The organism is Blastococcus goldschmidtiae (genome assembly GCF_031845325.1).
Lineage (GTDB): Bacteria > Actinomycetota > Actinomycetes > Mycobacteriales > Geodermatophilaceae > Blastococcus > Blastococcus goldschmidtiae.
This window is the reverse complement of the sequence record NZ_JAVREI010000003.1, coordinates 152,187-176,289: the sequence shown is the minus strand read 5'-3', so window position 1 is coordinate 176,289 and position 24,103 is coordinate 152,187. Positions and strand designations below refer to the sequence as shown.

The 24,103-nt window shown below is 74.8% G+C and carries 21 protein-coding genes; 8 read left to right on the top strand and 13 right to left on the bottom strand.

Going from position 1 to position 24,103, the window contains the following annotated elements; genetic code table 11:
* The 4 genes from RM425_RS07750 (at nt 1) to thpR (ending at nt 2,841) form a co-directional block, all read left to right on the top strand.
* A complete protein-coding gene (locus RM425_RS07750) occupies nt 1-435 on the top strand; it encodes a MarR family winged helix-turn-helix transcriptional regulator (protein WP_311344614.1) in 435 nt (144 codons plus the stop codon).
* On the top strand, nt 432-1,826 hold the full coding sequence (locus RM425_RS07745; protein WP_311344613.1) for an MFS transporter: 1,395 nt from the start codon (nt 432-434) through the stop codon (nt 1,824-1,826). Before RM425_RS07750 ends, RM425_RS07745 begins: the two co-directional genes overlap by 4 nt.
* 68 nt (nt 1,827-1,894) lie before the next feature.
* A complete protein-coding gene (locus tag RM425_RS07740; RefSeq protein WP_311344708.1) occupies nt 1,895-2,281 on the top strand; it encodes a hypothetical protein in 387 nt (128 codons plus the stop codon).
* Entirely contained in the window at nt 2,278-2,841 is a 564-nt protein-coding gene (thpR, locus tag RM425_RS07735) for an RNA 2',3'-cyclic phosphodiesterase (RefSeq protein ID WP_311344704.1), read from the top strand. The genes RM425_RS07740 and thpR overlap by 4 nt, the downstream gene beginning before the upstream one ends.
* A 58-nt stretch (nt 2,842-2,899) precedes the next feature.
* Here thpR and RM425_RS07730 read toward each other — a convergent pair whose 3' ends face one another.
* Entirely contained in the window at nt 2,900-3,868 is a 969-nt protein-coding gene (locus RM425_RS07730; protein ID WP_311344703.1) for an aldo/keto reductase, read from the bottom strand.
* Nucleotides 3,869-3,895: 27 nt separating this feature from the next.
* Between RM425_RS07730 and RM425_RS07725 the strand changes: the two genes are divergently transcribed.
* Nucleotides 3,896-4,732, top strand: a complete 837-nt coding sequence (locus RM425_RS07725) for a thioesterase family protein (RefSeq protein WP_311344612.1) — start codon at nt 3,896-3,898, stop codon at nt 4,730-4,732.
* A gap of 7 nt (nt 4,733-4,739) precedes the next feature.
* Here RM425_RS07725 and RM425_RS07720 read toward each other — a convergent pair whose 3' ends face one another.
* The 5 genes from RM425_RS07720 to RM425_RS07700 form a co-directional block, all read right to left on the bottom strand.
* Nucleotides 4,740-5,291, bottom strand: coding sequence for a TetR/AcrR family transcriptional regulator (locus RM425_RS07720; RefSeq protein WP_311344611.1), 552 nt, complete (start codon nt 5,289-5,291; stop codon nt 4,740-4,742).
* A 71-nt stretch (nt 5,292-5,362) separates the two neighbouring features.
* Nucleotides 5,363-6,106: an ABC transporter permease gene (locus tag RM425_RS07715; protein WP_311344610.1), complete on the bottom strand. Its 744-nt coding sequence runs from the start codon at nt 6,104-6,106 to the stop codon at nt 5,363-5,365.
* Nucleotides 6,103-6,822, bottom strand: coding sequence for an ABC transporter ATP-binding protein (locus tag RM425_RS07710; protein WP_311344609.1), 720 nt, complete (start codon nt 6,820-6,822; stop codon nt 6,103-6,105). The genes RM425_RS07715 and RM425_RS07710 overlap by 4 nt, the downstream gene beginning before the upstream one ends.
* A 59-nt stretch (nt 6,823-6,881) precedes the next feature.
* Nucleotides 6,882-8,198 carry a sensor domain-containing diguanylate cyclase gene (locus RM425_RS07705; RefSeq protein WP_311344608.1) on the bottom strand — a complete coding sequence of 439 codons (1,317 nt, stop codon included), beginning with the start codon at nt 8,196-8,198 and terminating at the stop codon, nt 6,882-6,884.
* A gap of 75 nt (nt 8,199-8,273) precedes the next feature.
* Nucleotides 8,274-9,227 carry an NAD(P)/FAD-dependent oxidoreductase gene (locus RM425_RS07700; RefSeq protein WP_311344607.1) on the bottom strand — a complete coding sequence of 318 codons (954 nt, stop codon included), beginning with the start codon at nt 9,225-9,227 and terminating at the stop codon, nt 8,274-8,276.
* 55 nt (nt 9,228-9,282) lie between these two features.
* Between RM425_RS07700 and RM425_RS07695 the strand changes: the two genes are divergently transcribed.
* Entirely contained in the window at nt 9,283-10,083 is an 801-nt protein-coding gene (locus RM425_RS07695; protein WP_311344606.1) for a TrmH family RNA methyltransferase, read from the top strand.
* A gap of 82 nt (nt 10,084-10,165) precedes the next feature.
* Here the strand turns inward: RM425_RS07695 and RM425_RS07690 are convergent, their stop codons facing one another.
* The 4 genes from RM425_RS07690 to sepH are packed head-to-tail and all read right to left on the bottom strand — an operon-like array spanning nt 10,166 to nt 15,259.
* The gene (locus RM425_RS07690; RefSeq protein ID WP_311344605.1) at nt 10,166-10,639 is read right to left on the bottom strand and encodes a general stress protein; all 474 of its coding nucleotides are present in this window, start codon (nt 10,637-10,639) and stop codon (nt 10,166-10,168) included.
* 36 nt (nt 10,640-10,675) lie between these two features.
* Nucleotides 10,676-12,520, bottom strand: coding sequence for an ABC transporter ATP-binding protein (locus RM425_RS07685; protein ID WP_311344604.1), 1,845 nt, complete (start codon nt 12,518-12,520; stop codon nt 10,676-10,678).
* Nucleotides 12,517-14,298 (bottom strand): ABC transporter ATP-binding protein, encoded by a 1,782-nt coding sequence (locus tag RM425_RS07680; protein ID WP_311344603.1) that lies wholly within the window; start codon nt 14,296-14,298, stop codon nt 12,517-12,519. Before RM425_RS07680 ends, RM425_RS07685 begins: the two co-directional genes overlap by 4 nt.
* A gap of 55 nt (nt 14,299-14,353) precedes the next feature.
* A complete protein-coding gene (sepH, locus tag RM425_RS07675; RefSeq protein WP_311344602.1) occupies nt 14,354-15,259 on the bottom strand; it encodes a septation protein SepH in 906 nt (301 codons plus the stop codon).
* Nucleotides 15,260-15,567: 308 nt separating this feature from the next.
* Between sepH and RM425_RS07670 the strand changes: the two genes are divergently transcribed.
* Both RM425_RS07670 and RM425_RS07665 read left to right on the top strand, forming a co-directional pair.
* Nucleotides 15,568-17,466: a S9 family peptidase gene (locus tag RM425_RS07670; protein ID WP_311344601.1), complete on the top strand. Its 1,899-nt coding sequence runs from the start codon at nt 15,568-15,570 to the stop codon at nt 17,464-17,466.
* The gene (locus tag RM425_RS07665) at nt 17,463-18,914 is read left to right on the top strand and encodes a circularly permuted type 2 ATP-grasp protein (protein ID WP_311344600.1); all 1,452 of its coding nucleotides are present in this window, start codon (nt 17,463-17,465) and stop codon (nt 18,912-18,914) included. The genes RM425_RS07670 and RM425_RS07665 overlap by 4 nt, the downstream gene beginning before the upstream one ends.
* A 15-nt stretch (nt 18,915-18,929) precedes the next feature.
* Here RM425_RS07665 and RM425_RS07660 read toward each other — a convergent pair whose 3' ends face one another.
* The 3 genes from RM425_RS07660 to RM425_RS07650 form a co-directional block, all read right to left on the bottom strand.
* Nucleotides 18,930-21,641, bottom strand: a complete 2,712-nt coding sequence (locus RM425_RS07660; RefSeq protein ID WP_311344599.1) for an ATP-binding protein — start codon at nt 21,639-21,641, stop codon at nt 18,930-18,932.
* Nucleotides 21,642-21,644: 3 nt separating this feature from the next.
* Nucleotides 21,645-22,757: a phosphoserine transaminase gene (gene serC / locus RM425_RS07655; protein ID WP_311344598.1), complete on the bottom strand. Its 1,113-nt coding sequence runs from the start codon at nt 22,755-22,757 to the stop codon at nt 21,645-21,647.
* 100 nt (nt 22,758-22,857) lie between these two features.
* Nucleotides 22,858-23,976: a citrate synthase 2 gene (locus RM425_RS07650; protein WP_311344597.1), complete on the bottom strand. Its 1,119-nt coding sequence runs from the start codon at nt 23,974-23,976 to the stop codon at nt 22,858-22,860.
* Nucleotides 23,977-24,103: the final 127 nt, after the last annotated feature.

Sequence of the window (24,103 nt, the reverse complement as noted above, 5' to 3'; positions counted from 1 at the left end):
GTGACCCGGACGACGCTGGACACCGCGGCGCTGGCGCACGACCTCCGACTGGCGGTCATGCGATTCTCGCGCCGGCTGCGGTCCCAGCGGCTGGACACCTCGGTGACGCTGACCCAGGTCTCGGCGCTGTCCACGCTCAAGCGGCACGGGCCCATGAGCCCGGGGGAGCTGGCCGCCCACGAGCGCGTCCAGCCGCCGTCGATGACGAGGGTCGTCGTCGCGCTGGAGGGCAAGGGGCTGGTCACCCGCACCCCGCACCCCACCGACGGGCGGCAGGTGGTCATCGGTCTCACCCGCGCGGCCGAGGACATGCTGGCGACCGAGGCGCGGGCCCGGGAGGCGTGGCTGTCCGGGCAGCTGCAGCAGCTCGACCCCGAGGAGCGGGCCGTGCTCCGCGAGGCGGCCGGGATCATCGACAAGCTGGCCGGCGGGTGACCGCGACCAGCACCGACCGGAGCACCGCGGAGCAGCCGGCGGGTGGGGGCATGTTCCGCGCACTGCGGGTGCGCAACTACCGGCGGTACGCCTCGGCCAACCTGGTCAGCCAGACCGGCACGTGGATGCAGCGCATCGGCCAGGACTGGCTGGTGCTGCAGCTCACCGACGACAGCGGCGTCGCCCTCGGGCTCATCACCGCCCTGCAGTTCGCCCCCACGGTGCTGCTGAGCCCGTACGGGGGGCTGCTCGCCGACCGCTACCCCAAGCGCCGGCTGCTCCAGATCTCCCAGGCCTGCATGGGCATGCTGGCGCTGGTGCTGGCCCTGCTGGTGGCCACCGACGCGGTGGCCCTCTGGCACGTGTTCGTGCTGGCCAGCGGGCTGGGCGCCGCCGCGGCGATCGACGCCCCCGTCCGGCAGTCCTTCGTCTCGGAGATGGTCGGACCGGAGCTGCTCACCAATGCCGTGAGCCTCAACTCGACGATCTTCAACGGCGCGCGGCTCGTCGGCCCGTCGGTCGCCGGGCTGCTCATCGGCCTGTCCTCGGGCAACACCGCCCCCGCCTTCTTCGTCAACGCGGCCAGCTTCGCGTTCACCATCCTGGCGCTGGGCTCCATGCGGGCCGACGAGCTGCGCCCCAGTGACCGGGTGGCGCGCGGCAAGGGGCAGCTGCGCGCGGGGGCGGCCTACGCCTGGGCGCACCGCGACCTGGTGCTGGCCATGGGCCTGGCGTTCGTCGTCGGCACCTTCGGCTTCAACTACCAGATCACCATCGCCCTGATGGCGCGTGCCGAGTTCGGGCTGGGCGCCGAGGCCTTCGGTCTGCTCGCCACGGTGTTCGCCGTCGGCTCGCTGAGCGGAGCCCTGCTCTCCACCCGGCGCAGCCGCCGGCCGAGGCAGCGCTTCCTGATCGGGTCCGCGCTGGTCTTCGGCGTGCTCACCGTGGTCACCGGCCTGATGCCGGGGTACTTCTGGTTCGGCGTGCTGCTGGTGCCCACGGGTGCTGCGGCACTGGTGTTCAGCGTCGCCAACAACAGCTTCGTGCAGCTGGGCGTGGACCCGCAGATGCGCGGCCGGGTCATGGCGCTGTACTTCATGTGCTTCATGGGCGGGACGCCGCTCGGGGCTCCGCTGATCGGCGTCATCGCCGAGCACCTCGGCCCGCGGTGGGGCCTGATCCTCGGCGGGGGAGTCGTGGTGCTGGCTGCCGCGCTGGCCGGGGTCGTCCTCGCCCGCGGCCGGTCGGTGCGGCTGCAGGCCGGCCGGCAGCCGCCCTGGGTGCGGCTGCGCGTGGGCCAGCGGGCCGTCCTGCCGCCGGACGCGCGTGCCGCACGGGAGGCGACCGCGGCCGAGGTGCCCGGCGTGCAGTCCACCCCTCCGGCCGGCTGATCGCCGCCCGGAAGGGCGCGACGCCGGGTACCGTCGGGAGGGTCCGTCCGACACGGCCCGGAGATGCCATGACCGGCTCGCTCCTTCTGCTCGGGATCCCCTTCGCCGCGCTCTGCGCCGTCGTGGTCGGGTTCGGCCCGACCGAGCGCTGGCTGGCCGAGCGCGCCGCCCGTCGCCGGGCACGCAGCGCAGGACCCCTGGACCGGCGCCCGCTCCAGGCGGTGGCCGCCGACGTCCGCCGGCTGCGCCGTCAGCTGGCGCTCGTCCCGGCCGGTGCGCCGATGGCGCGGCGGCGTGGCCTGCAGGCGGCCTGCGACGACGTGCTGATGGAGGCCGCGACGATGCTCGGCGTGCCGCACACGCTGCCCGCCGAACCGCCGGGGCGGGCGCGGGACGCCGAGCGGCTCCGGCTGCTCGCCGCGCTGGAGGCGGCCGGCCTGGCGGTGGGCGGCTGAACCCCGCCCGCCCGGCCCGGCTCTTCTTCGCCGTCGATCCGCCGGCGGCGGCGCGCACGCACCTGCAGGCCGCGCTGGAACCGGTGCACGCCCTGCCCGGGGCGCCGCGCTGGACCGATCCGGCGCGCTGGCATCTCACCCTGCTCTTCCTCGGGGCCGTACCCCGCGACGTGCTGCCCGACCTGGCCGCGCGTGCGGCGCCCGCGGTCGCCGCGACGCCACCGATGCGGCTGCGGCTGGCGCACGCCGGACGCTTCGGCCCGGTCCGCCGTCCCTCCGTGGCCTGGGCCGGGCTGGACGGCGACGTCGCCCCGCTGACCGAGCTGGCCGCCCGGCTCGGCGAGGTCGCCCGCGGGCTGGAGCTGCCGGTCGAGGACCGTCCGTTCCGGCCGCACCTCACCCTGGGCCGGTGGCGCCCCGGGCAGCCGGCGGACGGCACCCTGACCGACCGGCTGGCGGGCTACCGCGGGCCCGCCTGGCCGGTCGGCGAGGTGCTACTGCTCGAGAGCCGGCTGGGCGCCCCCCTCTACGGGCGGCTGACGACCTGGTCACTCGCCTGACCGGCCCCCTGCAGGGGCCCGCCGCGAGCCTGCGAGCGGTGGGGGGCAGGGGGTCCTCTTACCAGGCGTACTCCATCGGGGCGGCACGGTAGCCGGGGAAGATCTCGTCGAGCCGGCCCAGCTGGTCGTCGGTCAGCTGGAGCTGCAGGGCCGCCAGGGCGCCCTCGAACTGCTCCATCGTCCGCGGCCCGATGATCGGGGCGGTGACCCCCTTCTGGTGCAGCAGCCAGGCGACGCCGACGTCGGCCGGCGCAGCGCCGATCTCGCGGCAGAACGCCTCGTACTGCTCGAGCTGGGGCCGCAGCTTCTCGACCCGCTTCTGGGTGCGCTCGTCGTTGCGGCGCCCGCCTTCCGTCTTCTCCAGGACACCGGCCAGCAGGCCGCCGGCCAGCGGGCTCCACGGGATGATGCCGACGCCGTAGTGCGACGCGGCCGGTAGCACCTCGAGCTCGACGTGCCGGGTGAGCAGGTTGTAGTGCGACTGCTCGCTCACCAGGCCCTGGAAGTGCCGCCGGGCCGCGGCCTCGTTGGCCGCGGCGATCTGCCACGCGGCGTGGTTCGACGAGCCGACGTAGAGCACCTTGCCCTGCGCCACCAGCGTCTCGCAGGCCTGCCAGATCTCCTCCCACGGCGAGCGGAGGTCGACGTGGTGGAACTGGTAGAGGTCGATCCAGTCGGTCTGCAGCCGGCGCAGCGAGGCGTCGCACGCGCGCACGATGTTGCGGGCGGAGAGGAACGTGTCGTTGGGCCAGTCGGTCATGTTGCCGTAGACCTTGGTGGCCAGGACCGTCTTCTCGCGGCGCTCCCCGTCCTGGGCGAACCAGCTGCCCACGACCTCCTCCGTGCGGCCCTTGCCGGCCTCGCCGCCGTACACGTTGGCGGTGTCGAAGAAGTTCACGCCTTCGGCCAGGGCCCGGTCCATGATCTCGTGCGAGGCGGATTCCTCGGTCCGCGAGCCGAAGTTCATCGTGCCGAGGCACAGGCGGGAGACCGTCAGGCCGCTGCGGCCGAGGTGCTTGTAGTCCATGCCGGCCACCCTGGCACTCTGTGATGCGTGCCGCAGACTGACGACGCCCAGCCGACCTACGACTTCGACACCGCGACCGCGGTGCGACGGGGCGAGGGCGGTGCGCTGCTCGCCGAGCTCGACCAGACCTGGCAGGTCGGCGGCGGCATCCTGAACGGCGGCTACCTGCTGTCGGTGGCCGCCCGGGCCGCGGTGTCCGAGAGCCCCCACCCGCACCCCGTCGCGGTGGCGGCCAGCTACATCCGCCCCACCCCGGCCGGCACCGCCACCCTCGAGGTGACCCCGGGCGCCGCCGGGCGCACGCTCGCGCACTCCGTCGTGACGCTCTCCGGCGAGGGCGCCGGTCCCTCGATCGTCGTCCAGGCCACCACGGCCACCCTCGGGGACGAGACCCCGGAGTACGTGAACGCGCCGATGCCGGTCATCCCGCCGCCGGACGAATGCGTGGACCTGTCCGCCCGCCTGAACCCCGACCCCGGCAAGCGGCCCGGCCTGAGCCGGCACGTCGACAGCCGGCTCGACCCCGCCACGGCCGGGTGGACGGTCGGCGAGCCCTCGGACGAGCCCGTGCTGCGCGCCTGGATCCGGTTCGTCGACGGCCGGCCCGCCGACCCGCTGGGTCTGCTCACCTTCGCCGACGTCCTGCCGCCGCTGGGCTTCGCGATCGGCCAGCGCGGCTGGGCACCGACGGTGCAGCTGCAGGTGCTGGTCCGCGCGATGCCGGCGCCGGGCTGGTGCCTCGCCGAGGCGCGGGCCAGCCAGATCGCCGGCGGCTGGATCGACGAGGACTGCACCATCTGGGACTCCGAGGGCCGGCTGGTCGTCCAGGCCCGCCAGATCGCCCGGCTCTCCCGCGGCCGCTGACCCGGGGTCACGCGGGCAGCGCCACCTCCCCGGTGAGGTAGCGCTGCACGGTGGGGCCGAGGGCCGCCACCAGGGCCTCGGGGTCGCTGGTGGCCAGCGGCTCGATCTGCAGCACGTAGCGACCCATCACCAGACCGATGAGCTGCGAGGCGACGAGCGCTCCGCGGACCTCCGCCTCGCGCGGCGGCAGGTCCAGCGCGCCCACGACGCGGCGCAGCACCTGGGTCACCAGGAACTCGCGCAGCAGCTTCGCCCCCCACTCGTTCCCGACCGCCGAGCGGACCAGGGCCAGGCCGGCGGGCTGCATCGGCCCGTCCCACACGGTGAGGAGCAGGCGGACCACGCCCTCGCCGAGCTGGTCCTGCCCTCCGGCCAGCAGCTGGGGGAGCAGGTCGGCCGGGTCGGCGGGGGCCTCGATCGCGGCGAGGAAGAGCTGGTCCTTGCTGCCGAAGTAGTGGTGCACCAGCGCCGGGTCCACGCCCGCCTCGCCGGCGATGCCGCGGATCGTGGCGCCGTCGAACCCGCGCTCCGCGAACGCGGATCGGGCCGCGGCGAGCACCGCCTCGCGGGTGGCGGGGTTGCCGGGGCGCCGTCCGGACCGCCGGGTACCGCCAGTGCCGGGCGCGCTGCTCAGCTGGTCCTCCTCCGCAGGGTGCCGGCTGCCAGCGCGAGGGCCAGCACGGCCGCTCCCGCCACGACGGCGACGTCGACCCACATGGTGCCGGTCGGCTCGGTCGAGCGTCCCACCTCCTGCAGCGCGTCCACCGCGTAGGTCAGCGGGAGGGCGTCGCTGACCGCCTGCAGCCACCCGGCCATCTGCTCGCGCGGCACGAGGAGACCGCAGAGGAAGAACTGGGGCAGCACGATCACCGGCATGAACTGCACCGCCTGGAACTCGCTGCGGGCGAAGGCGCTGGCCAGCAGTCCCAGCGCCACCCCCAGGACGGCGGTGACCACCGCGATGAGCACGACGAGGGCGAGCGACCCGGCCACCTCCAGGTCGTAGACCGTCGTCGCCACCCCGACGGTGACCAGGGCCTGGACGGCGGCGGCCAGGCCGAAGGCGCAGCCGTACCCGGCGAGCAGCGCCGGCCGCGACAGGGGAGTGGTGAGCAGCCGTTCCAGCGTGCCCGAGGTGCGCTCCCGCAGCATGGCGATGCTGGTCACCAGGAACATGACCACGAACGGGAAGATCCCGAGCATGGTCAGGCCGACCCGGTCGAACGTGCTGACCTGGCCGGGTGGCGTCGGCAGGTCCTGCCACAGCAGGTACAGCAGGCCGAGCAGCAGGCTCGGCACGACCAGGAGCATGGCGATCGTGCGCGGGTCGTGGCGCAGCTGGCGGAGCACCCGGAGTGCCGTCGCGGTGGTCATGCCCGGACTCCCTCCGAGACGCGGACCAGGGTCAAGAAGGCCTGCTCCAGGTCGTCGGAGCGGCCGTCGGCGCGCAGCCGGGCCGGGGTGGTGTCGGCGAGCAGGTCGCCGTCGCGGAGCAGGAGCAGGCGGTCGCAGCGGGCGGCCTCGTCCATCACGTGGCTGGAGACGACCAGGGTGGTGCCGCCGGCGGCCAGCGCCGCGAACCGCTCCCACAGCTCCACGCGGAGCACCGGGTCGAGCCCGACGGTCGGCTCGTCGAGCACCAGCAGTTCCGGCTCGCCGACCAGTGCGCACGCCAGTGAGGCCCGGCCGCGCTGGCCGCCGGACAGGTCGGCGACCAGCTGGTGCGACGCGTCGGCGAGCCCGACGTCGGCCACCGCGGCGTCGGCGGCCCGGGCCCCGCGGCCGTACAGCGCGGCGAAGTAGCGGGCGTTCTCCCGCACGGTGAGGTCGGCGTAGACGCTGGGCGCCTGGGTGACGTACCCGACGCGGGTCCGCAGTCCCGGCGAGCCGGCCGGCTCCCCGAGCACGGTGACCTCGCCGGCGCGGACGCGCTGCACCCCGACCAGCGCCCGCATCAGCGTGCTCTTGCCGCTCCCGCTCGGTCCGAGCAGGCCGGTGACCTGACCCGGCGGAACGCTGAACACCAGCCCGTGCAGCACGCGGCGGCGGCCGCGGTCGACCACCAGATCCCGGACGACGACGGCGTCCATGACGGCTCCTCAATTCAACGGCTGATGAACTCAACGCTAGATGAGTTCGATCGCCGTCGTCAACGGGGCGTCGGGATCCGGTTCTCCCGGGCGTCGGCGTCCGCGTCGTAGACCTCGACCCCGCTCCGCCTGCCCTTGGCGGTGTACATGGCGACGTCGGCCTGGCGCAGCAGCGAGTCGACGTCGGCCGGGCCCGTCCCGGAGATCGCGACACCGATGCTGCCGTCCACGGCGAGGGTCAGCTCGTCGACCAGGAACGGTTCGCGAACGGCCGCGCGGACCCGTTCCGCCGCAGCCCGGGCGCCCTCGGCGGTCGTGTCGGGGAGCAGGAGGAGGAATTCGTCGCCGCCCAGGCGGGCGACGATGTCCACGTCCCGCACCTGCGGCCGCAGCCGGGGACCGACCTGGGCGAGCAGCCGATCGCCGAAGGCGTGTCCCAGCGTGTCGTTGACCTCCTTGAAGCCGTCGAGGTCGAGCAGGAGCACGGCGACCCGCTCCGACCCGCGCCGGTCGGCGAGCAGCTCGGCTCCACGGGCCAGCACCGCGGCCCGGTTGGGGAGGGCGGTCAACTCGTCGTGGGTGGCCTGGTAGGCCAGGCGTTCCTGCAGCTCGATCCGGTCGGTGACGTCGCGGGCGGTCAGCAGCAGGCCACCGATCACCGGGTCGCTGCGCCGGTCGGAGGTCGTCATCTCCAGGTGCCGCCAGCTGCCGTCGCCGTGGCGCACGCGGACGACGAAGGCGCCCGGGATCCTCCGGTCCGCGCCGGCCGGGCCGGGCGCGATGGGGGCGATGTCGTCGGGGTGGGCCAGATGCCGCGCTCCGGCGCCCACGAGCTCTGCCGGGCGCCGGCCGAGCAGGCCCTCGACGGAGTCGGAGACGAAGGAGACCTGGCCGCCGTCGTCGATCAGGAAGATGGTGTCGCTCGTCCCGTGCACGACCGACCGGAACCGGCGTTCCCGGTCGAGGGCGCCGAGCATGGCGTTGAAGGCGGCGGCCGTGCGGCCCAGGTCGTCCGGAGCGCCCGGGGGCAGCGTGAGGTCCGCGTCGGTCGGGCCGGCCACCCCGTTCGTGCCCAGGGGAGTGCCCACGGCATCGGCGACGTCGGTCAGCCGGGTCGCGAGCAGCTGGAGCCGTCGCCCGATGACGTGCCGGGCGAGCAGCCAGTTGGCTGCGCCCAGGGCGATGCCCGCGCCCAGGCAGGCGAGGCGGAAGGTGGTGGCGCGCGAGTACTCGGTCGGCACGGCGAGCAGCTCGGCGAACCAGGGGAACACCGCTCCCACGGCGATGCCCAGCGCGGTCATGCCGAGGGCCAGACGCGTGAACACGCCCCATCGGGGACGTCCGGCTGCGGCACCGGCGTCCGCTCTCTGGGTCACGCCCGCTCCATCGGCACGGGCTCACGGCTGCTGGACGGCGGCCTCCCTCGCACGGGTGGCCGGACGCCCCGGGGGTCATGGGGACAGCGCACGGCCGAGCGCGGTGCCCGACCGCCAGGCGTTCTCCACCTTGGCCGGTGCGTGCCAGCCGTCCCCGCACAGACCGATGCCGTCGACCAGGCCGAAGGGCTCCTCCCGTGGCGCGGCCGGCCGGGCGAAGGTCCAGCGCTGCACCTCGGTCCATGCGGGCTCCTCGTCGATGCCCAGGGCGGACCGGACCGCCGCCACCACCGCCGGCACCGCCGCGGCCGGGTCCTCGAGGTGCTCGGTGGCCAGGCCGGCCGTCGTGTGCGCGACCAGCACCGGAGCGGAGTCACCGCGTCGGTCGCCGTCGTCGGCGATCCACTCCACCGCGGGGTCGTCGTGCACGAAGGCGCCGTGCAGGTCGGCCGGCCACCGCCGCTCCGCCCAGCCGAGGACCACCGCCAGCGCCGGGTGCCAGGTCTCCGTGACGGCCAGGCCGCCCGCCTGGCCGGCCGGGTCCAGCAGCCGCGCCGCCTGTGGTCCCGGCATGGCCAGGGCGACAGCCGGCACCGGCCGACCGTCCACGGCAGGTCCAGCGGTCACCTCGCGCACGGTGGTGCCCGGCCGGACGGTCAGGCCGGTGGCGAGATCGGCCGCCAGGCTGCGCGATCCGCCGGGAGTGCCGTAGCGCAGCGGCCCGGATTTCCACTCGCGGAATCCTTCCGGCCCGACCAGCGCGAAGGTGTCCGTCCAGGGGCGCGCCAGCCCGCGGTCGACCCAGTCGGCCACCACGTCGGCGAAGGGAGACCCCTCACCGGCCGTCAGGTACGAGGCGCCGAGGTCGACCGGGCGTCCTCGCACGGTGCGCGAGGACAGCCGCCCTCCGGGGGCGCGCCCGCGGTCCAGCACCTCGACGTCGCGGCCTGCGTCCTGGAGGGCGCGGGCGCAGGCCAGGCCGGCGATGCCGGCACCCACGACGGTCAGGGGTGCGCGCGGGAGACCCATGGGCCCGATCCTGGGGGCTGCGGCTCGTCGGCGCCCACCCGGCAGAATCCTCCGGGTGCCCGTGACCATCACCGATCCCGGCGACCCGCGGGTGGCCGACTTCCGCGACCTCAAGGCGGGGGACCGCCCCGCCGGGACACCGCGGGGCACCGGCCCGGTCATCGTCGAGGGCACCGCGGCGGTCGAGCGGTTGCTGCTCTCGCCGTACCCCCTGCGTGCGGTGTTCGGGGTGCCAGGCCGGGTCGAGGACCTCGACCTGCCCGACGACGTCGCCGTCTACGTGGCCGACAAGTGGGTGCTGTCGGAGGTCATCGGCTTCCGCTTGACCCGCGGAGCGCTGGCGTCGGCCGACCGCCTGCCGCCGGCGGACCTCGACGCGCTGCTGAGGGGCGCCGACCCCGCGGCGCCCCGCCGGCTGGCCATCCTGGAGGGGCTCAACGACCACGAGAACCTGGGCTCGATCGCCCGGTCGGCCGTGGCGCTGGGCATCGAGGGGCTGCTGCTGGACCCCCGGTGCGCCGACCCGCTCTACCGGCGGTCGGTGCGCGTCTCCATGGGGCACGTGCTGACGCTGCCGTTCGCCGTGCTGCCCGACTGGCCCGCGGGGCTGGACCGGCTGCACGACGCGGGTTACCTCACCGTGGCCCTGACCCCGGCCGACGACGCGGTGGACCTGACCGAGGTCGACCCCCGGGAGCACACGCGGACCGCGGTCCTGCTCGGCGCGGAGGGCCCCGGGCTCACCCCGGAGGCACAGCGGGCCGCCCGGGTGCGCGCACGCATCCCGATGCGGTCCGGTGTCGACTCCCTCGGCGTGGCCGCCGCCGCTGCCGTCGCCTTCGCCACGCTGCGGTGACGGCCCCCTCGCAGGGCCCCGCCGTCGGCCCCGTCCCGGGTCCCGCCCTGAGCTTGCGAAGGGTGGGGAGGACGGGGTCCTTCTAGAAGCGGAGGGCGAACCTCGCGAGGACCTCGCGGGCCTGCTCGGCGTGGGCGGGCTGGCACATCACGTCGTAGCGCCCGGCGACGATGGTGCTCGTGCTGGTGAAGTCACGCTTGCCCTGGGTGGCCGCGTAGCCCATCCAGCCGAAGAGCGCACCGAACGCCAGACCCACCAGCAGACCGGTGAGCACCGACCCGATCCAGCCGGTGCCGTCGACGCTGAAGATGCCGAGCAGCAGCCCGACGAACAGACCCCACCAGGCGCCGCCGGCCGCTCCGGCGGCGATCGCCCGGCCGGTCGTCATCCGGCCGAGCACCTTCTCCACCTGCCGCAGGTCCGACCCGATGATCGTGACGTTCTCGACGGGGAACTTCTCGTCGGAGAGGTGATCGACGGCGGCCTGTGCGCGCTCGTAGCTGTCATAGGAACCGACCTGGACGCCGCCCAGCGGCATCGACACAGAAGCACTCATACCGGGTCAACTACCCACCCGGCGGGGCTGTTCCCCTCAGACCAGGCTGTCGGCCCAGGCCTGGTGCAGCGCGGCGAAGCGGCCGGTGCCGCCCACGAGCTCGGCTGGGGCCCCGTCCTCCACGATCCGCCCGCCCTCCATGACCAGCACCCGGTCGGCGATCTCGACGGTGGATAGCCGGTGGGCGATGATCAACGCGGTCCGGTCCGCGAGCAGGGTGCGCAGGGCGTGCTGCACCAGCCGTTCGCTGGGGACGTCCAGCGAGCTGGTGGCCTCGTCCAGGATCAGCACGGCGGGGTCGGCCAGGAAGGCCCGGGCGAAGCTGACCAGCTGCCGCTGCCCGGCCGACAGCCGGCCCCCGCGCTTGTTCACCTCGGTGTCGTAGCCCTCGGGCAGGGCGGCGATGAAGGGGTGCGCCCCGATGGCCCGAGCGGCGGTCTCGATCTCCGTGCGGTCGGCACCCGGCCGGCCGAAGGCGATGTTGTCGGCGATGCTGCCGGAGAACAGGAAGCTCTCCTGCGTCACCATCACGACGGCCCGCCGCAGGTCCGCGTCGCCCAGCCGGTCCAGCGGTACGCCGTCCAGCCGGATCTCGCCGTCGTCCGGGTCGTAGAAGCGGGCCGCCAGGCGGGCGAGGGTGGACTTGCCCGCGCCGGTGGTGCCGACCAGCGCGACGGTCTGGCCGGGCGGGAGCTCGAGGTCGAGCCCGGGCAGCACGGTGGTGTCGCCGTACCCGAACCGGACACCGTCGAAGGTCAGCCCGCCCGCGGAGGCCGGCAGCGGCACCGGATCGGTGGGCTCGGGCACGCTGGGACGCTCCTCGAGCACCCCGGAGAGCTTCTCGAGCGCGGCGGTGGCCGACTGGTAGCTGTTGTAGAACATCGCGATGTCCTGCAGCGGGTCGAAGAAGCGCCGCAGGTAGAGCAGGAAGGACACCAGCGTCCCGACCGCCAGTGCGCCGTCCATCACGCGCAGCGCTCCGTAGCCCAGGACGGCGGCGGTGACCAGGTTCCCGATCAAGGTCACCGCTGGGACGAAGACGGCGATCAGCCAGAAGGCCCGGTGGTGCGCCTGCCGGTTGTCGTCGTTGAGGGCGGCGTACAGCTCGTCGTTGCGCGGCTCGCGGCGGAAGGCCTGCACCGCCCGGATCCCACCGAAGGTCTCGGTGAACTGGACGATCAGCGCGGCGATCGTCTCGCGGGTGCGCCGGTAGGCCGCGGTGGAGTTGCGCTGGAACCAGCGGGCCACCCAGAACAGTGCCGGGAACCCGAGCAGCGCGGTCAGGCCCAGCGGCACGTCGAGGACCACCAGCACGATCCCGATGGACAGCACGCTGAACAGCGCGGTGAGCAGCCCGTCCAGACCCTCGTCGAGGAGTTCGGCCAGCGCCTCGACGTCGCTGGTCAGCCGGCTGATCGTCTTGCCGGAGGTGTACCGCTCGTGGAAGGACAGCGGCAGCACCTGCACGTGGGTGAACACCCGCCGCCGCAGGGTCAGCAGCACCTCCTGGCCGACCCGCCCGGAGCGGGTGAGGAAGACGAACCGCAGCACGGTGTCGAGCACGGCCGCGACCAGCATCGCCGCGGTGATCCAGATCAGCGGCTCCGCGTCGCCGTCGATCAGCGCCGGGACGGCGACGTCGATGCCCAGGCCGACGAGCAGCGGCCCGGCGAGCCAGGCGGCGTTCTGCCCGACGATCGTCGCGAGCAGCCACCACAGCGACCGGCGGTGCGGCCGGAGCAGTGCGCCCAGCAGCCGCCGGGAGCGGGCGCGCAGGAACAGCCCGGCGCCGGCGGACAGCTCGTCGGACTCCTCGGTGGCGACCCCCCGCCAGGCCTGGTCGGGGATCGCCTGGTCGGGGACCGTCTGGTCGGCGGTCACGACAGGGTCTCCAGCAGGTCGCTCTCCTGCGCCAGCAGGTCGCGGTAGGTCGGCTCGGAGGCCAGCAGCTCCGAATGCGTGCCGACGGCGGCGATCCGGCCCCCGGCCAGCAGCGCCACCCGGTCGGCCAGCAGCACGGTGGAGGGGCGGTGCGCCACGACCAGCGCGGTGGTGCCCACCAGCACGTCGCGCAGCGCACGCTCGACGAGTGCCTCGGTGTGCACGTCGAGGGCCGACAGGGGGTCGTCGAGCACCAGGACCGACGGGCGTCCCAGCACGGCCCGGGCCAGCGCCAGCCGCTGCCGCTGGCCGCCGGACAGCGACAGGCCCTGCTCGCCGATGCGGGTGTCCAGGCCCCAGGGCAGGTCGTGCACGAACTCCGCCTGGGCCACCCGCACGGCCTCGTCGAGGTCGGCGTCGGTGGTGTCGGGCCGCCCGAGCGTCAGGTTCTCCCGGACGCTCATCGAGAACAGCGTCGCCTCCTCGAAGGCGGTGGCGACGATGCCGCGCAGCTGGGCCAGCGGTAGGTCGCGCACGTCGATGCCGTCGAGGGTGACGCGTCCGGCGCTGACGTCCTGCAGACGTGCGACCAGCGAGCTGAGCGTGGTCTTGCCGGATCCGGTGGCCCCCACCAGCGCGAGGGTCTCGCCCGGCTCCAGGGTGAGGTGGACGCCCGAGAGGATCGGGGTGCTGGAGCCGGGATGGGTGAAGCCGACGCCCTCGAAGGCCAGCCGGGCCGGTGAGCCCACGGTCTGCGGCGTCACCCCGGGCCGGTCGGTGACGGTGAGCGGCTCGTCCAGCAGCTCGCCGATGCGGTCGCAGGCGCTGGCGGTCTCCTGGGCGAAGGCGAAGAGGAAGCCCAGCGACAGGATCGGCCAGAGCAGCACGGTGAACAGGGCCACGAACGCGACCAGCCCGCCGATGGTGAGGGCGCCGCTGCCCACCGCGAGCGCCCCGCCGACCAGGATCAGCGCCAGCGTCACCTGCGGGTGCAGCTCGAAGACGCACCACAGCAGCGCGAGCGTGCGGACCTTGTCCAGTTCCAGCCGCCGCAGCCGGCGCGCCTTCGCGTCGTACCGGTCGAACACCAGCCTGCCCCGGCCCAGCGACTTGACCACGCGGATGCCCTGCACGGACTCCTCGACCTCGGTCGCCAGCTCGCCCTGCTCGTCCTGCACCCGGCGGGACTGGACGTTGTAGCGCCGTTCCCAGCGCTGCCCCAGCACGGTCAGCGGCACCGTGGTGAGCAGCACCGCGAGGCCCAGCGGCCAGTACGTGACCAGCAGCAGGACCGCGACGATCACGCAGGTGATCAGGTTGACGACCAGGAACACCGCGGCGAAGCCCACGAAGCGGCGGACGGTGGACATGTCGCTGGTCGCGCGGGACAGCAGCTGCCCCGAGGCCCACCGGTCGTGGAAGGCCACCGGCAGCCGCTGCAGGCGCTGGTACAGGGCATCGCGCAGGTCGCGCTCGATCTGCAGGCAGCTGCGGTTCATCGCCCAGCGGCGGACGAAGAAGAACGCCGCCTCGGCGATGCCGAAGAGGAGCGCCAGGCCCACCAGCGGCACCAGTCCCGCGCGGTCGCCCTCGGCGATGGGCCCGTCCACGACGGCGGCGAAGATCAGCGGGACGGCCAGCTGGGTGAGGGTGGCGAGCAGCGCTGCGGCGAACGTGGCCGCGATCAGGCCCCGGTAGGGCCGGGCGTAGGGCCACAGCCGGAGCAGCGCGGAGAGCCGGCCCCGGTCCTCGGGTGCGGGGGCAGCGGCGTCGTCCATGGCGGATCGAGGCTAGGCCGGGCCACCGACAGGAGCGACCGACTTTCGCCCTCGGTCAGCGGTTGCGCCGCACCCCGAAGACGATGTCCTCCCACGCCGGGATGCGGGCGCGGGGGTCGTCCGAGTCGAGGTCCTCACCGGGGCGGCCGAGGACGACCGTGTCGTGGTCGGCGATCTCGTCGAGGAGGAGGTCCACCGAGCGGGTGTCGTCCGGGGAGCCGCTGGCCGGGTGGACGTCGCGCACGGGGAGGTCGTCGTGCGCGACGGGCGGCTCGGGTGCCGGGGCCGGCCGGGGTTCCTCGCGCACGACGGACACCGGCCGCGCGGGCTGGACCGGTGCCGGCGGCGGCCCGGTGGGCACGTCGGGGACGACGCGGACCAGGCGGGTCCCCTCGGCGAAGTCGGTCGTGACGGCGTCGAGCGGGGCGACGGTGCGCGAGGGCAGGTCGAAGGTCCAGCGGGCGGTGCCGGACTTGTCGCCGGCCCGCCACTCACCGCACACCACCCAGGCGCCGGTGTCACTGCGGTAGGCGTCCCAGGTGACGGCCTCGATGTCGGCGTCGATCAGCCGCAGGCGCTCGGTCATGAACTGCTGCAGCGTGGTGCCCGGGGTGCTCTCGGTGAGCCGCACCCGTGCCTCGCGGGCCTGCTCGGCGACCCGCTCGCGTTCCTGCAGCACGGGATGGGCGAAGCGCATGATCCGCTCCACGCGCGTCCCGGAGGCGGCGGCGACCTGCTCGGGTGTCTCGCCGGCCCGGATGCGGGACTGGATCACCCGCGGCGGCAGCTCGGTGCCCAGGTCGACGTCGATCTGGGTGAGCCGGCGGGAGTCCCCGCGGGCGGCGGCGCGGACGCGGTCGTCCACCGGCAGCGAGAACCGTTCCTCGCCGTCCTCGGTGTCCGCGACCAGCAGCAGTCTCGAGCCGTCGTCGGAGAGCCCCACGAGGCGCAGCGTGCGCACGGGCGACCTCCTGGAAGGCGTGAGCGGTCGGGGTCCGGAGAGAGACGGGGCCGAGGTTATCGGCGCCCGCCCCCGGCGCCCCGCAGGCGCGCCCGGAGCGGCGCGTCCCGATCGCCCACGTGGAGACATCTCCTGGAAACACGTGCTCGGCACAGTGGGGCGCGCCCTGTGACGGAAGGGGCGGCTGGGAGGCGTGGCGGCGGCGCGCAGCCCGTCCGGCACCGGGAGGGCCGGGGCGGGCGGACGGCGTGGAATCCTGCCGCTCGCGTTCCGCCCAGGAATGCACGAACGAGAGCCGAGGAGGTGCGATGGCCAGCCCCATGACCGATCTGGTGCCCGCCGCGCCCGCGAGGTTCCAGGACGCGGCCGCACAGGCAGCTCCGCCCCTGCCCGTGGAGCTGCGGTCCACCGTCGAACAGATCGCCGGTGCCGCCGGCGCCTGGTGCCCGGCGCTGTCGCCGGACGGCCGGCACGTCGCCTACGTGACCGATCGCTCGGGGACCCCGCGTCTCGAGGTGGCCGCCGTCGACGGCGGGGCGCCGCCCCGGGTCCTGTCGCAGCCGGCGCAGGAGGTGGTGTCGGTCGCCTGGTCACCCGACGGCGCCTGGCTCGCCTACCTGGTCAGCCCGGGCGGCTCCATCTGCGCCGAGCTGCACGTCGTGCGGCCCGACGGCAGCGACGCCCGCCTCGTGGCGGGGGAGGACCCCCGCGCGACGGTGTTCGCCGGGTTCTGGGCGAGCCCCGGCCGCTACGTCTGCTCGATCGCCGACGGCGCCGGGCCGGGTGCCGACGTGGTCCTCGTCGACGTCGCGACCGGCATGCTCCGGACGCTGGCCCGCGGCGGCTTCCTCTCCGTCACCGCGCTCTCCGCGGACGGCCGGACCCTGCTGGCCCGCCGCGGCGCGCGCGGGTACCGCCACGTGGTCGCCGTCGACGTCGCCACGGGCGTGCAGCGACCCGTCCTCCGGCCCGACGCCCCCGGCGGCGTCGCCTCCGAGGACGGCCGCTTCGCCGTGGACGGGTGCTCGGTCTACCTCCGCGCCTCGCTGCCCGGGCCGCTGCTGGCCGACCGGGCCGGCCTCGTCGAGGTCCCGCTGGGCCCCGAGGGTCCGTTGGGTCGGGGGCGGACGGTGCTGTACCGCGCCGACGCCGACCTCGACGGCTACGCGCTGCGCCCCGACGGCACCCTGCTCGCGGTCTGGAACGCCGGCGGTGTCACGGAGCTGTCCGTGCACGCGCTCGCCGACGGAGCGCTCGTGCGCCGGGTCCCGCTGCCCGACGCCGTGCTGCCCGGCTGGTCGCTGGCGGCCGACGGCCGCGCGATGGTCGCGGAGCTGACCGGGCCGACGACGCCGCGCGCGCTGTGGCGGGTACGTCTCGACGGGGAGCAGCCGGCCGTGCCGCTGCCCCTCTCGGTCCCACGCCCCGCCGCGCGCATGGTGCTGCCCGAGCGCCACGACTACCGCGCTCCCGACGGCATGCCGCTGTCGGGCTGGCTCTACACGCCGCGCGACGCGCAGGCGCCGAACCGGACGGTCGTCAGCTTCCACGGCGGCCCCGAGGGTCAGGAACGGCCGGCCTTCAACCCCCTGGCGCAGTGCCTGGTCGCCGCGGGCTTCACCGTCTTCGCGCCGAACGTGCGCGGCTCGGGAGGATCGGGCCGCGCGTTCATGACCTCCGACGACGTCGACGGACGCGAGTCCTCCTTCGAGGACGTGCGGACGACGGTCGACGAGCTGGTCACCGCAGGCATCGCCGCTCCCGGGCGGATCGGCGCGCACGGCTGGTCCTACGGCGGCTACCTGACGCTGGTCGCGCTGACCCGGTGGCCCGATCTGTTCGCCGCCGGTGCGACGCTGGCCGGCATGAGCGACCTGCGGACCTTCTTCGCCGGCACCGAACCGTGGATGGCGGCCGCCTCGGTCACCGAGTACGGCGACCCGGTCGCCGACCGGGACATGCTCGCGGCGATCTCGCCGATGACCGCGCTGGACCGGGTGACCGCGCCGCTGCTGCTCGCCCACGGTGACCGCGACACGAACGTGCCGGTCGCCGAGTCGGTCCAGGCGCACCAGGAGCTGACCGCGCGGGGGAACGCCCCCTGCGAGCTGCTCCTGCTCCCGGGCGAAGGTCACACGGTGGTGGGCCGCGACCATCTCGTCGAGCTGAGCGGCCGGGTCACCGCCTGGTTCGACCGCTGGCTGTGAGCGGCGGGCTGTTCGCCGGCTATCCCGCTCCCGCCACCGACGAGGCGGTGACCGCCGAGGGCCGGTTGCGCCCGGGCTACGCGGGCCTCGAGCCGGTGCTGACCGAGCTGGGCGCCGGCGGTCTGGCTGCCGCCGCCCGGTCCCTCGCCGCGGTGCGCGCGGCCCGCGGCGTGGTGCTGGGCAGCTGGAGCGACGGCCGACACGAGCGTCATCCGGTGGTGCTCGACCCGCTGCCCCGGCTGATCCCCGCCGAGGAGTGGCGGCTGCTGGCAGCCGGCGTGGAGCAGCGGCACCGCGCCCTGGGCGCGTTCCTCGCGGACGCCTACCGTGCGGCGGGCCGACGCCGGAGCGACGTGGACCGCGCCCCGGAGATCGTGCGCGCGGGTGTGCTCCCGGAGTGGGCCGTGGTGCGCAACCCGGCTCGCGACCCGGGTGCGGTGGGCCAGGCCTGGCCGGGCCAGCCCCGGGTGACGGTGGGCGCGGTCGACCTCGTGCGCACCGCCGAGGGCGGGTGGATGGTGACCGCCGACGACCTGCGCACCCCTGCGGGCCTCGGCTTCGCCGTGGAGGATCGCCTGTCCCTGCGCGCTGCCGTCCCGGAGCTGTTCGCGGCGGGCCCTCCCGGCCACCCGGCTGCCGCGCTGACGTTGCTCCGCCAGGCCCTCGCCGAGGCCGCGCCACCGGCCTGCCCCGGGCCGCCCCGGGTGGCCGTCCTCAGCGGAGGGGAGACCGACCCCTCCTGGTTCGAGCACGCCGTGCTCGCCGAGGCCCTGGGCGTGCCGCTGGTGCGGACCGGCGACCTCTGGCCGCGGGCCGACGGCGGGCTGGAGATCGCCGTGGACGGCGCGCGCCGTCCGGTCGACGTGCTGTACCGGCGGTTCGACGAGGGCGGCCTGGCCGCCTACCGGACGCCCGTCGGCCAGCCGCTGGACGTGCAGCTCACCGAAGCGGTCCGGGCCGGGCGGCTGGGACTGGCGAACGTGCCCGGCAACGGCGTGGCCGACGACGCCACCACCTTCGCCTGGGTGCCGGCGATGATCGGCTTCTACCTCGGCGAGCAGCCGCTGCTGCCGACGCCCCGCACCTGGGTGCTGGCCGATCCGGCCGCGCTCGCCGAGGTCCGCGGCCGGCTGCACGAGCTCACGGTCGAGGAGGTCGCCGGGTACGGGGGCCGGGACGCCGTCGACGGCCGTACCTGCGGTGCGGCGGAGCTGGCCCGGCTGGGAGCCGCGATCGACGCGGCTCCGCACCGGTTCGTCGCCCGGGAGCCCGTCGAGGAGGCGACCCTGCCGGCGTTCGTGGACGGGGCGCTGCGCCCGCGGAGGGCCCGGCTCCGGGTGTTCTCCGTCGCGAGCGGCGGCGGTGTCCGGGCGCTGCCGGCGCCGTGGACGCGGGTGGAGCTGGGCGCGCCGGTGGCCGGCAGCAAGGACACCTGGCTGCTGCCCTGAGGCCGGGCTCCGCGCTCAGCCCACCCGGGTGCTGATCAGCACCGTCGTGCCCGTGGGGCTGGGGACGGCGGTGACGTCGGCGAAGGCGCTCATCAGCGTGGATCCGCGGCCTCGGTCCATGCTCGGCACCCGCTCGCGCCACTGCCCGTGGTCCCGCACCCGGATCTCCAGCACCTCCCCGCGCACCGAGACGACCACGTCGACGAACGGTTCGGTGGGGTCCTGGGCGTGCTCGATCGCGTTCGTCACGGCCTCGCCGGCGGCCAGCAGGAGGTCGTAGGCCTGGTCGGGCCCGACGCCCGCCTCGTGCAGCACGGCGCGCAGCCCCCGCCGCACCAGGGGCACCGAGACGGCCTCGGCCGGTAGCCGCCACCGGCCCAGCTGCTGTTCCGGCGCGGTGGTTCCGGCCGGGGAGCGGGGGAGCGGAGGAGCCGCGGCGGGCGCGGACGGGGCCGCCGCGGGTGCGGGGGCGACCTCCGCGGCAGGCGCGGGGACGACCGGCCGGGCGGGCACGGGCGCGGTGTCGTCCGGGCCGGCGGTCAGCACGGGGAGGGTGATGGGACCGGTGCGACCGGTGCTGCGTTCCAGCAGCGCCCGGAGCCGGGCGATGAGCTCGTCGGCGCGGAACGGCTTGGCCAGGTAGTCGTCCGCGCCGGCCTCCAGGCCCTCGACGGAGGCCTCCTGCCCGGCCCGTGCGGTCAGCATGATCACCGGGATGTGGCGGGTCGCCGGGTCCGACCGGATGGTCTGCAGCAGCTCGAAGCCGTCCACCCGGGGCATCATCACGTCGGTGAGGACGACGTCCGGCTGCCGCTCGCCGACGGCCCGGAGCGCCTCCTCCCCGTTGGCCGTGGTGCGCACGGACCAGTGCGCGCCCAGCAGCCGGGCGAGGTAGCTGCGCATGTCGGCGTTGTCGTCCACGACCAGGATGTCGGCGCCGGAGGGGCGCGCGGCCGCCGGTTCACCGGGGCGCGTGGTGTCCTGTTCCCAGCTCGCGGCCTCCCCGAGCGCGGCGTCGGACGGATGCGCCGCGGTGCGCTCCTCGTCCGTGCCGACGTCCGAGGCCCCGTAGGGGAGCGTCACCGTGAACGTGCTGCCCACGCCCGGCTCGCTGCTCACCGCGACCGTGCCGCCGTGCAGCGCGGCGAGCTCCTGGACGAGCGCCAGCCCGATGCCGGTTCCCTCCCGGGTGCGTGCGGTGGCCCCGGGGACCCGGTGGAAGCGCTCGAACAGGTGCGGCAGCTGGTCGGCGACGATGCCCACCCCGGTGTCGCGGACGGTCAGCCGGAAGCCGAACCCGTCCGAGTCCAGCGCGACGTCGATGCCGCCGACGAAGGTGTACTTCACCGCGTTGGCCAGCAGGTTGACGACGATCTTCTCCCACATGCGGGGATCGACGTAGGCGGGCTGCCCCACCGGTGGGCAGTCGACGGTCAGCCGCTGCCCGGCCCGCTCGGCGGCGGCGCGGAAGATCCCGGCGAGCTCTGCGGTGAAGGTGGCCACGTCGGTCTCGACGCGGACCGGGTTCGCCCGGCCGGCCTCGATGCTGGCGAAGTCGAGCAGGTCGTTGACCAGCCGCTGCAGGCGCTGGCCGTTGCGCAGGGCGAGCTCGAGCTCCTCGCGGGCCCCGGCGGAGAGCGGCTCGGCGGTGTCCGCCAGGACGTCGCCGATCGGACCGAGGAGCAGCGTGAGCGGGGTGCGCAGCTCATGGCTGACATCGGAGAAGAACGTCGTCTTCGCGCGGTCCAGCTCGGCCAGGGACTCCGCGCGCAGCCGCTCGGTCTCGAAGGCCCGGATGTTGGCGACGGCGCCCGCGAACTGGGCCGCGACCAGCTCGTGGAAGGAGCGGTACTCGGCGTCCAGTGCCAGGTTCGGACTGGTCCCGAGCAGGAGCAGCCCCAGCGGTGAGCCGTCCCGGGTGGTGGTGAGCGGGAGGACCACCGCACCGGTCACGGGGTCGCCGAACGGGCGACCGGTCACTCCCGGCGGGGGTGCCACGGCAGCGAGCTCGGTGTCGGCGTCGACGCGGTCCGGGAGCGTCGCCGGATCGCACCCCACCGCAGCCACCCGGCCGAAGCCGGACTCGCCCGGGCCCGAGAGGTAGACGGCCGCGAACGGGACGTCGGGCTCGCCGTCCAGGGCGGCGCACATCGCCGCCGCCGTCGCGCGTTCCTCACCCAGCCGGCCGCCGGTGGCCGCGAGGGCGTGCAGGAGCCGCTGGCGACGCGCGCCCAGCACCCGCCCGGTGACCTCGGTGCAGACGCAGTGCATGCCGGCCACGTCGCCCCCGTCGTCGAACGCGGGTGCGTGCGAGACGGTGAAGTAGGTCTCCTCGCGGAAGCCCGCCCGCTCGAGCGGCAGGAGCAGCTCGGGGAGCCAGGAGGCCTCGAGGGTCGACATGGCGTGCTCGATCGGGGGCCGCAGCGCCTCCCAGCTCTCCGACTGGGTGACGCGGATGTCCCGCCCCAGCGCGGTGGGGTGCTTCGCCCCGATGAGCGGGATGTAGGCGTCGTTGTAGAACTGCAGGTACTCCGGACCCCAGGTGAGGACCATGGGGAAGCGGGAGACGAGCACCATGCGGACGGCGTGCCGGAAGCTGGCCGACCAGTTCTCCACCGGCCCGACCGGGGTGGTCGCCCAGTCGAAGCCGGCCATGAGCCGGCCCATCTCGCCACCGGCGGCGAACAGGCCGTCCGGGTCGGCGGCGCCGCGGTTACGGGCGTCCACGCGTCAGAGACGCTCGACCACGTGGTCGATGCAGGCGGTGAGCGCGGAGACGTCGTCGGGCTCGACGGCGGGGAACATGCCGACGCGCAGCTGATTGCGCCCCAGCTTGCGGTACGGCTCGACGTCCAGCACGCCGTTGGCGCGCAGGGTCTTCGCCAGCGCGGCGGCGTCCACGGAGTCGGCGAAGTCGATGGTGCCGACGACGAAGGAGCGCTCCTCCGGGTCACTGACGAACGGCGTCGCGTAGGGCGACTTCTCCGCCCAGGAGTACAGCCGGCTCGACGAGTCCCGCGTGCGGGCGACGGCGCCGGACAGCCCGCCCAGCGACAGCAGCCACCGGATCTGGTCGTCCAGCAGGAACAGCGTCGCGACGGCGGGGGTGTTGTAGGTCTGGTCCTTGGTGGAGTTGTCGACCGCGATGGACAGGTCGAGGAACCCGGGGATCCAGCGCCCGGAGGCCTTGATCTCCGCGATCCGCTCCAGGGCGTCGGCCGACATGAGGGCCACCCACAGCCCGCCGTCGGCGGCGAAGGACTTCTGCGGGGCGAAGTAGTAGACGTCGGTCTGCGACACGTCGACCGGCAGGCCGCCGGCGCCCGAGGTGGCGTCGATGAGCACCAGGGCGTCGTCGGTTCCGGTCGGCCGCTCGATCGGGGCCATGACGCCGGTGGAGGTCTCGTTGTGCGCCCAGCCGTAGGCGTCGACCCCGTCCTGCGCGGTCGGGAGGGCGAGCGTGCCGGGCTCGGCCGTGACGATGACCGGCTCACCGAGGAACGGGGCCTCCTTCGCGCCGGAGGCGAACTTCGCGGAGAACTCCCCGTAGGTGCCGAAGGCGGCGCGGTCGCGGATGAGCCCGAACAGCGCGGCGTCCCAGAAGGCGGTCGTCCCGCCGTTGCCGAGGACCACCTCGTAGCCGTCGGGCACGTCGAACAGCTCGCGCAGCCCCTCGCGCACCGACCGGACCAGGTTCTTCACCGGCGCCTGGCGGTGCGAGGTGCCCATGATCGCGGCGCCGTCGGCGGCCAGCGCCCGGAGGGCCTCCGGGCGGACCTTGGACGGGCCGCAGCCGAACCGCCCGTCGGACGGCAGGAGTTCGGCGGGGATGGAGATGGTCATCCGGGAAGTGCCTCTCGACGGTCCTGCGATCGGGCTCGCGGCGGCCCCGGTGCAGGGGCCCGCCGCGAGCGTGCGAGCGGTGGGGAGCAGCGGGGTCCTTCTACTGCGTGGTGGTCTTGGTCTGGACGGTGTCCCAGCCCTCGACCTCCTCGGGCTTGCGCGGGTCGGGCCCGATGTAGCGGGCCGACGGGCGCACGAGGCGTCCGGTCCGCTTCTGCTCGAGGATGTGCGCGCACCAGCCGGCGGTGCGGGCGCAGGTGAACATCGAGGTGAACATGTGGCTGGGCACCTCGGCGAAGTCGAGGACGATCGCCGCCCAGAACTCGACGTTGGTCTCGACCGGCCGGTCGGGGCGGCGCTCGCGCAGCTCCTTGAGCGCGGCCTGCTCCAGGGCCAGGGCGGCCTCGAAGCGGGGGGCGCCCAGCTCCTCGGACGCGCGCCGGAGCACGCGGGCGCGGGGGTCCTCGGCGCGGTAGACGCGGTGGCCGAAGCCCATGAGCCGGTCGCCCTTGTCGAGGAGGTCCTTGACGTACTTCTCCGCGTTCCCGGACGACTCCACCTCGTCCAGCATGTGCAGGACGCGGGAGGGGGCGCCGCCGTGCAGCGGGCCCGACATCGCACCGATGGCGCCGGAGAGCGAGGCGGCCACGTCGGCGCCGGTGGAGGCGATGACGCGGGCGGTGAACGTGGAGGCGTTCATGCCGTGCTCGGCGGCCGACGTCCAGTACGCATCGACGGCCGCGACGTGGCGGGGGTCGGGCTCGCCGCGCCAGCGGACCATGAAGCGCTCGACGATCGTCGAGGCCTGGTCGACCCGCTTCTGCGGCACGGCGGGCGTGCCGATGCCGCGGGCGGACTGCGCGACGTAGGACAGCGCCATGACGGCGGCCCGGGCGAGCTCCTCCCGCGCCTCGTCGTCGGAGATGTCCAGCAGCGGGCGGTACCCCCAGATCGGGGTCAGCATGGCCAGCGCGGCCTGCACGTCCACCCGCACGTCACCGGTGTGCACCGGGATCGGGAAGGGCTCGGCCGGGGGCAGGCCGGGGCCGAACTTGCCGTCCACCAGCAGGGCCCAGACGTTGCCGAAGGTCACCTTGCCGACGAGGTCCTCGATGTCGACGCCGCGATAGCGGAGCGCACCGCCGTCCTTGTCCGGTTCAGCGATCTCCGTCTCGAAGGCGATGACGCCTTCCAGGCCGGGTACGAAGTCGTCGGCCATCTCGCATGCTCCTCTGCGCGCGGGACCCGTGCGCGCATAGGACATGCCGCACGATTGCCTGCCGACCCTAGGCCGTGGGGACACGCCGGGCGCAAGTGGGGGCCGTCGCCGGAACGCCCCGGTCCTC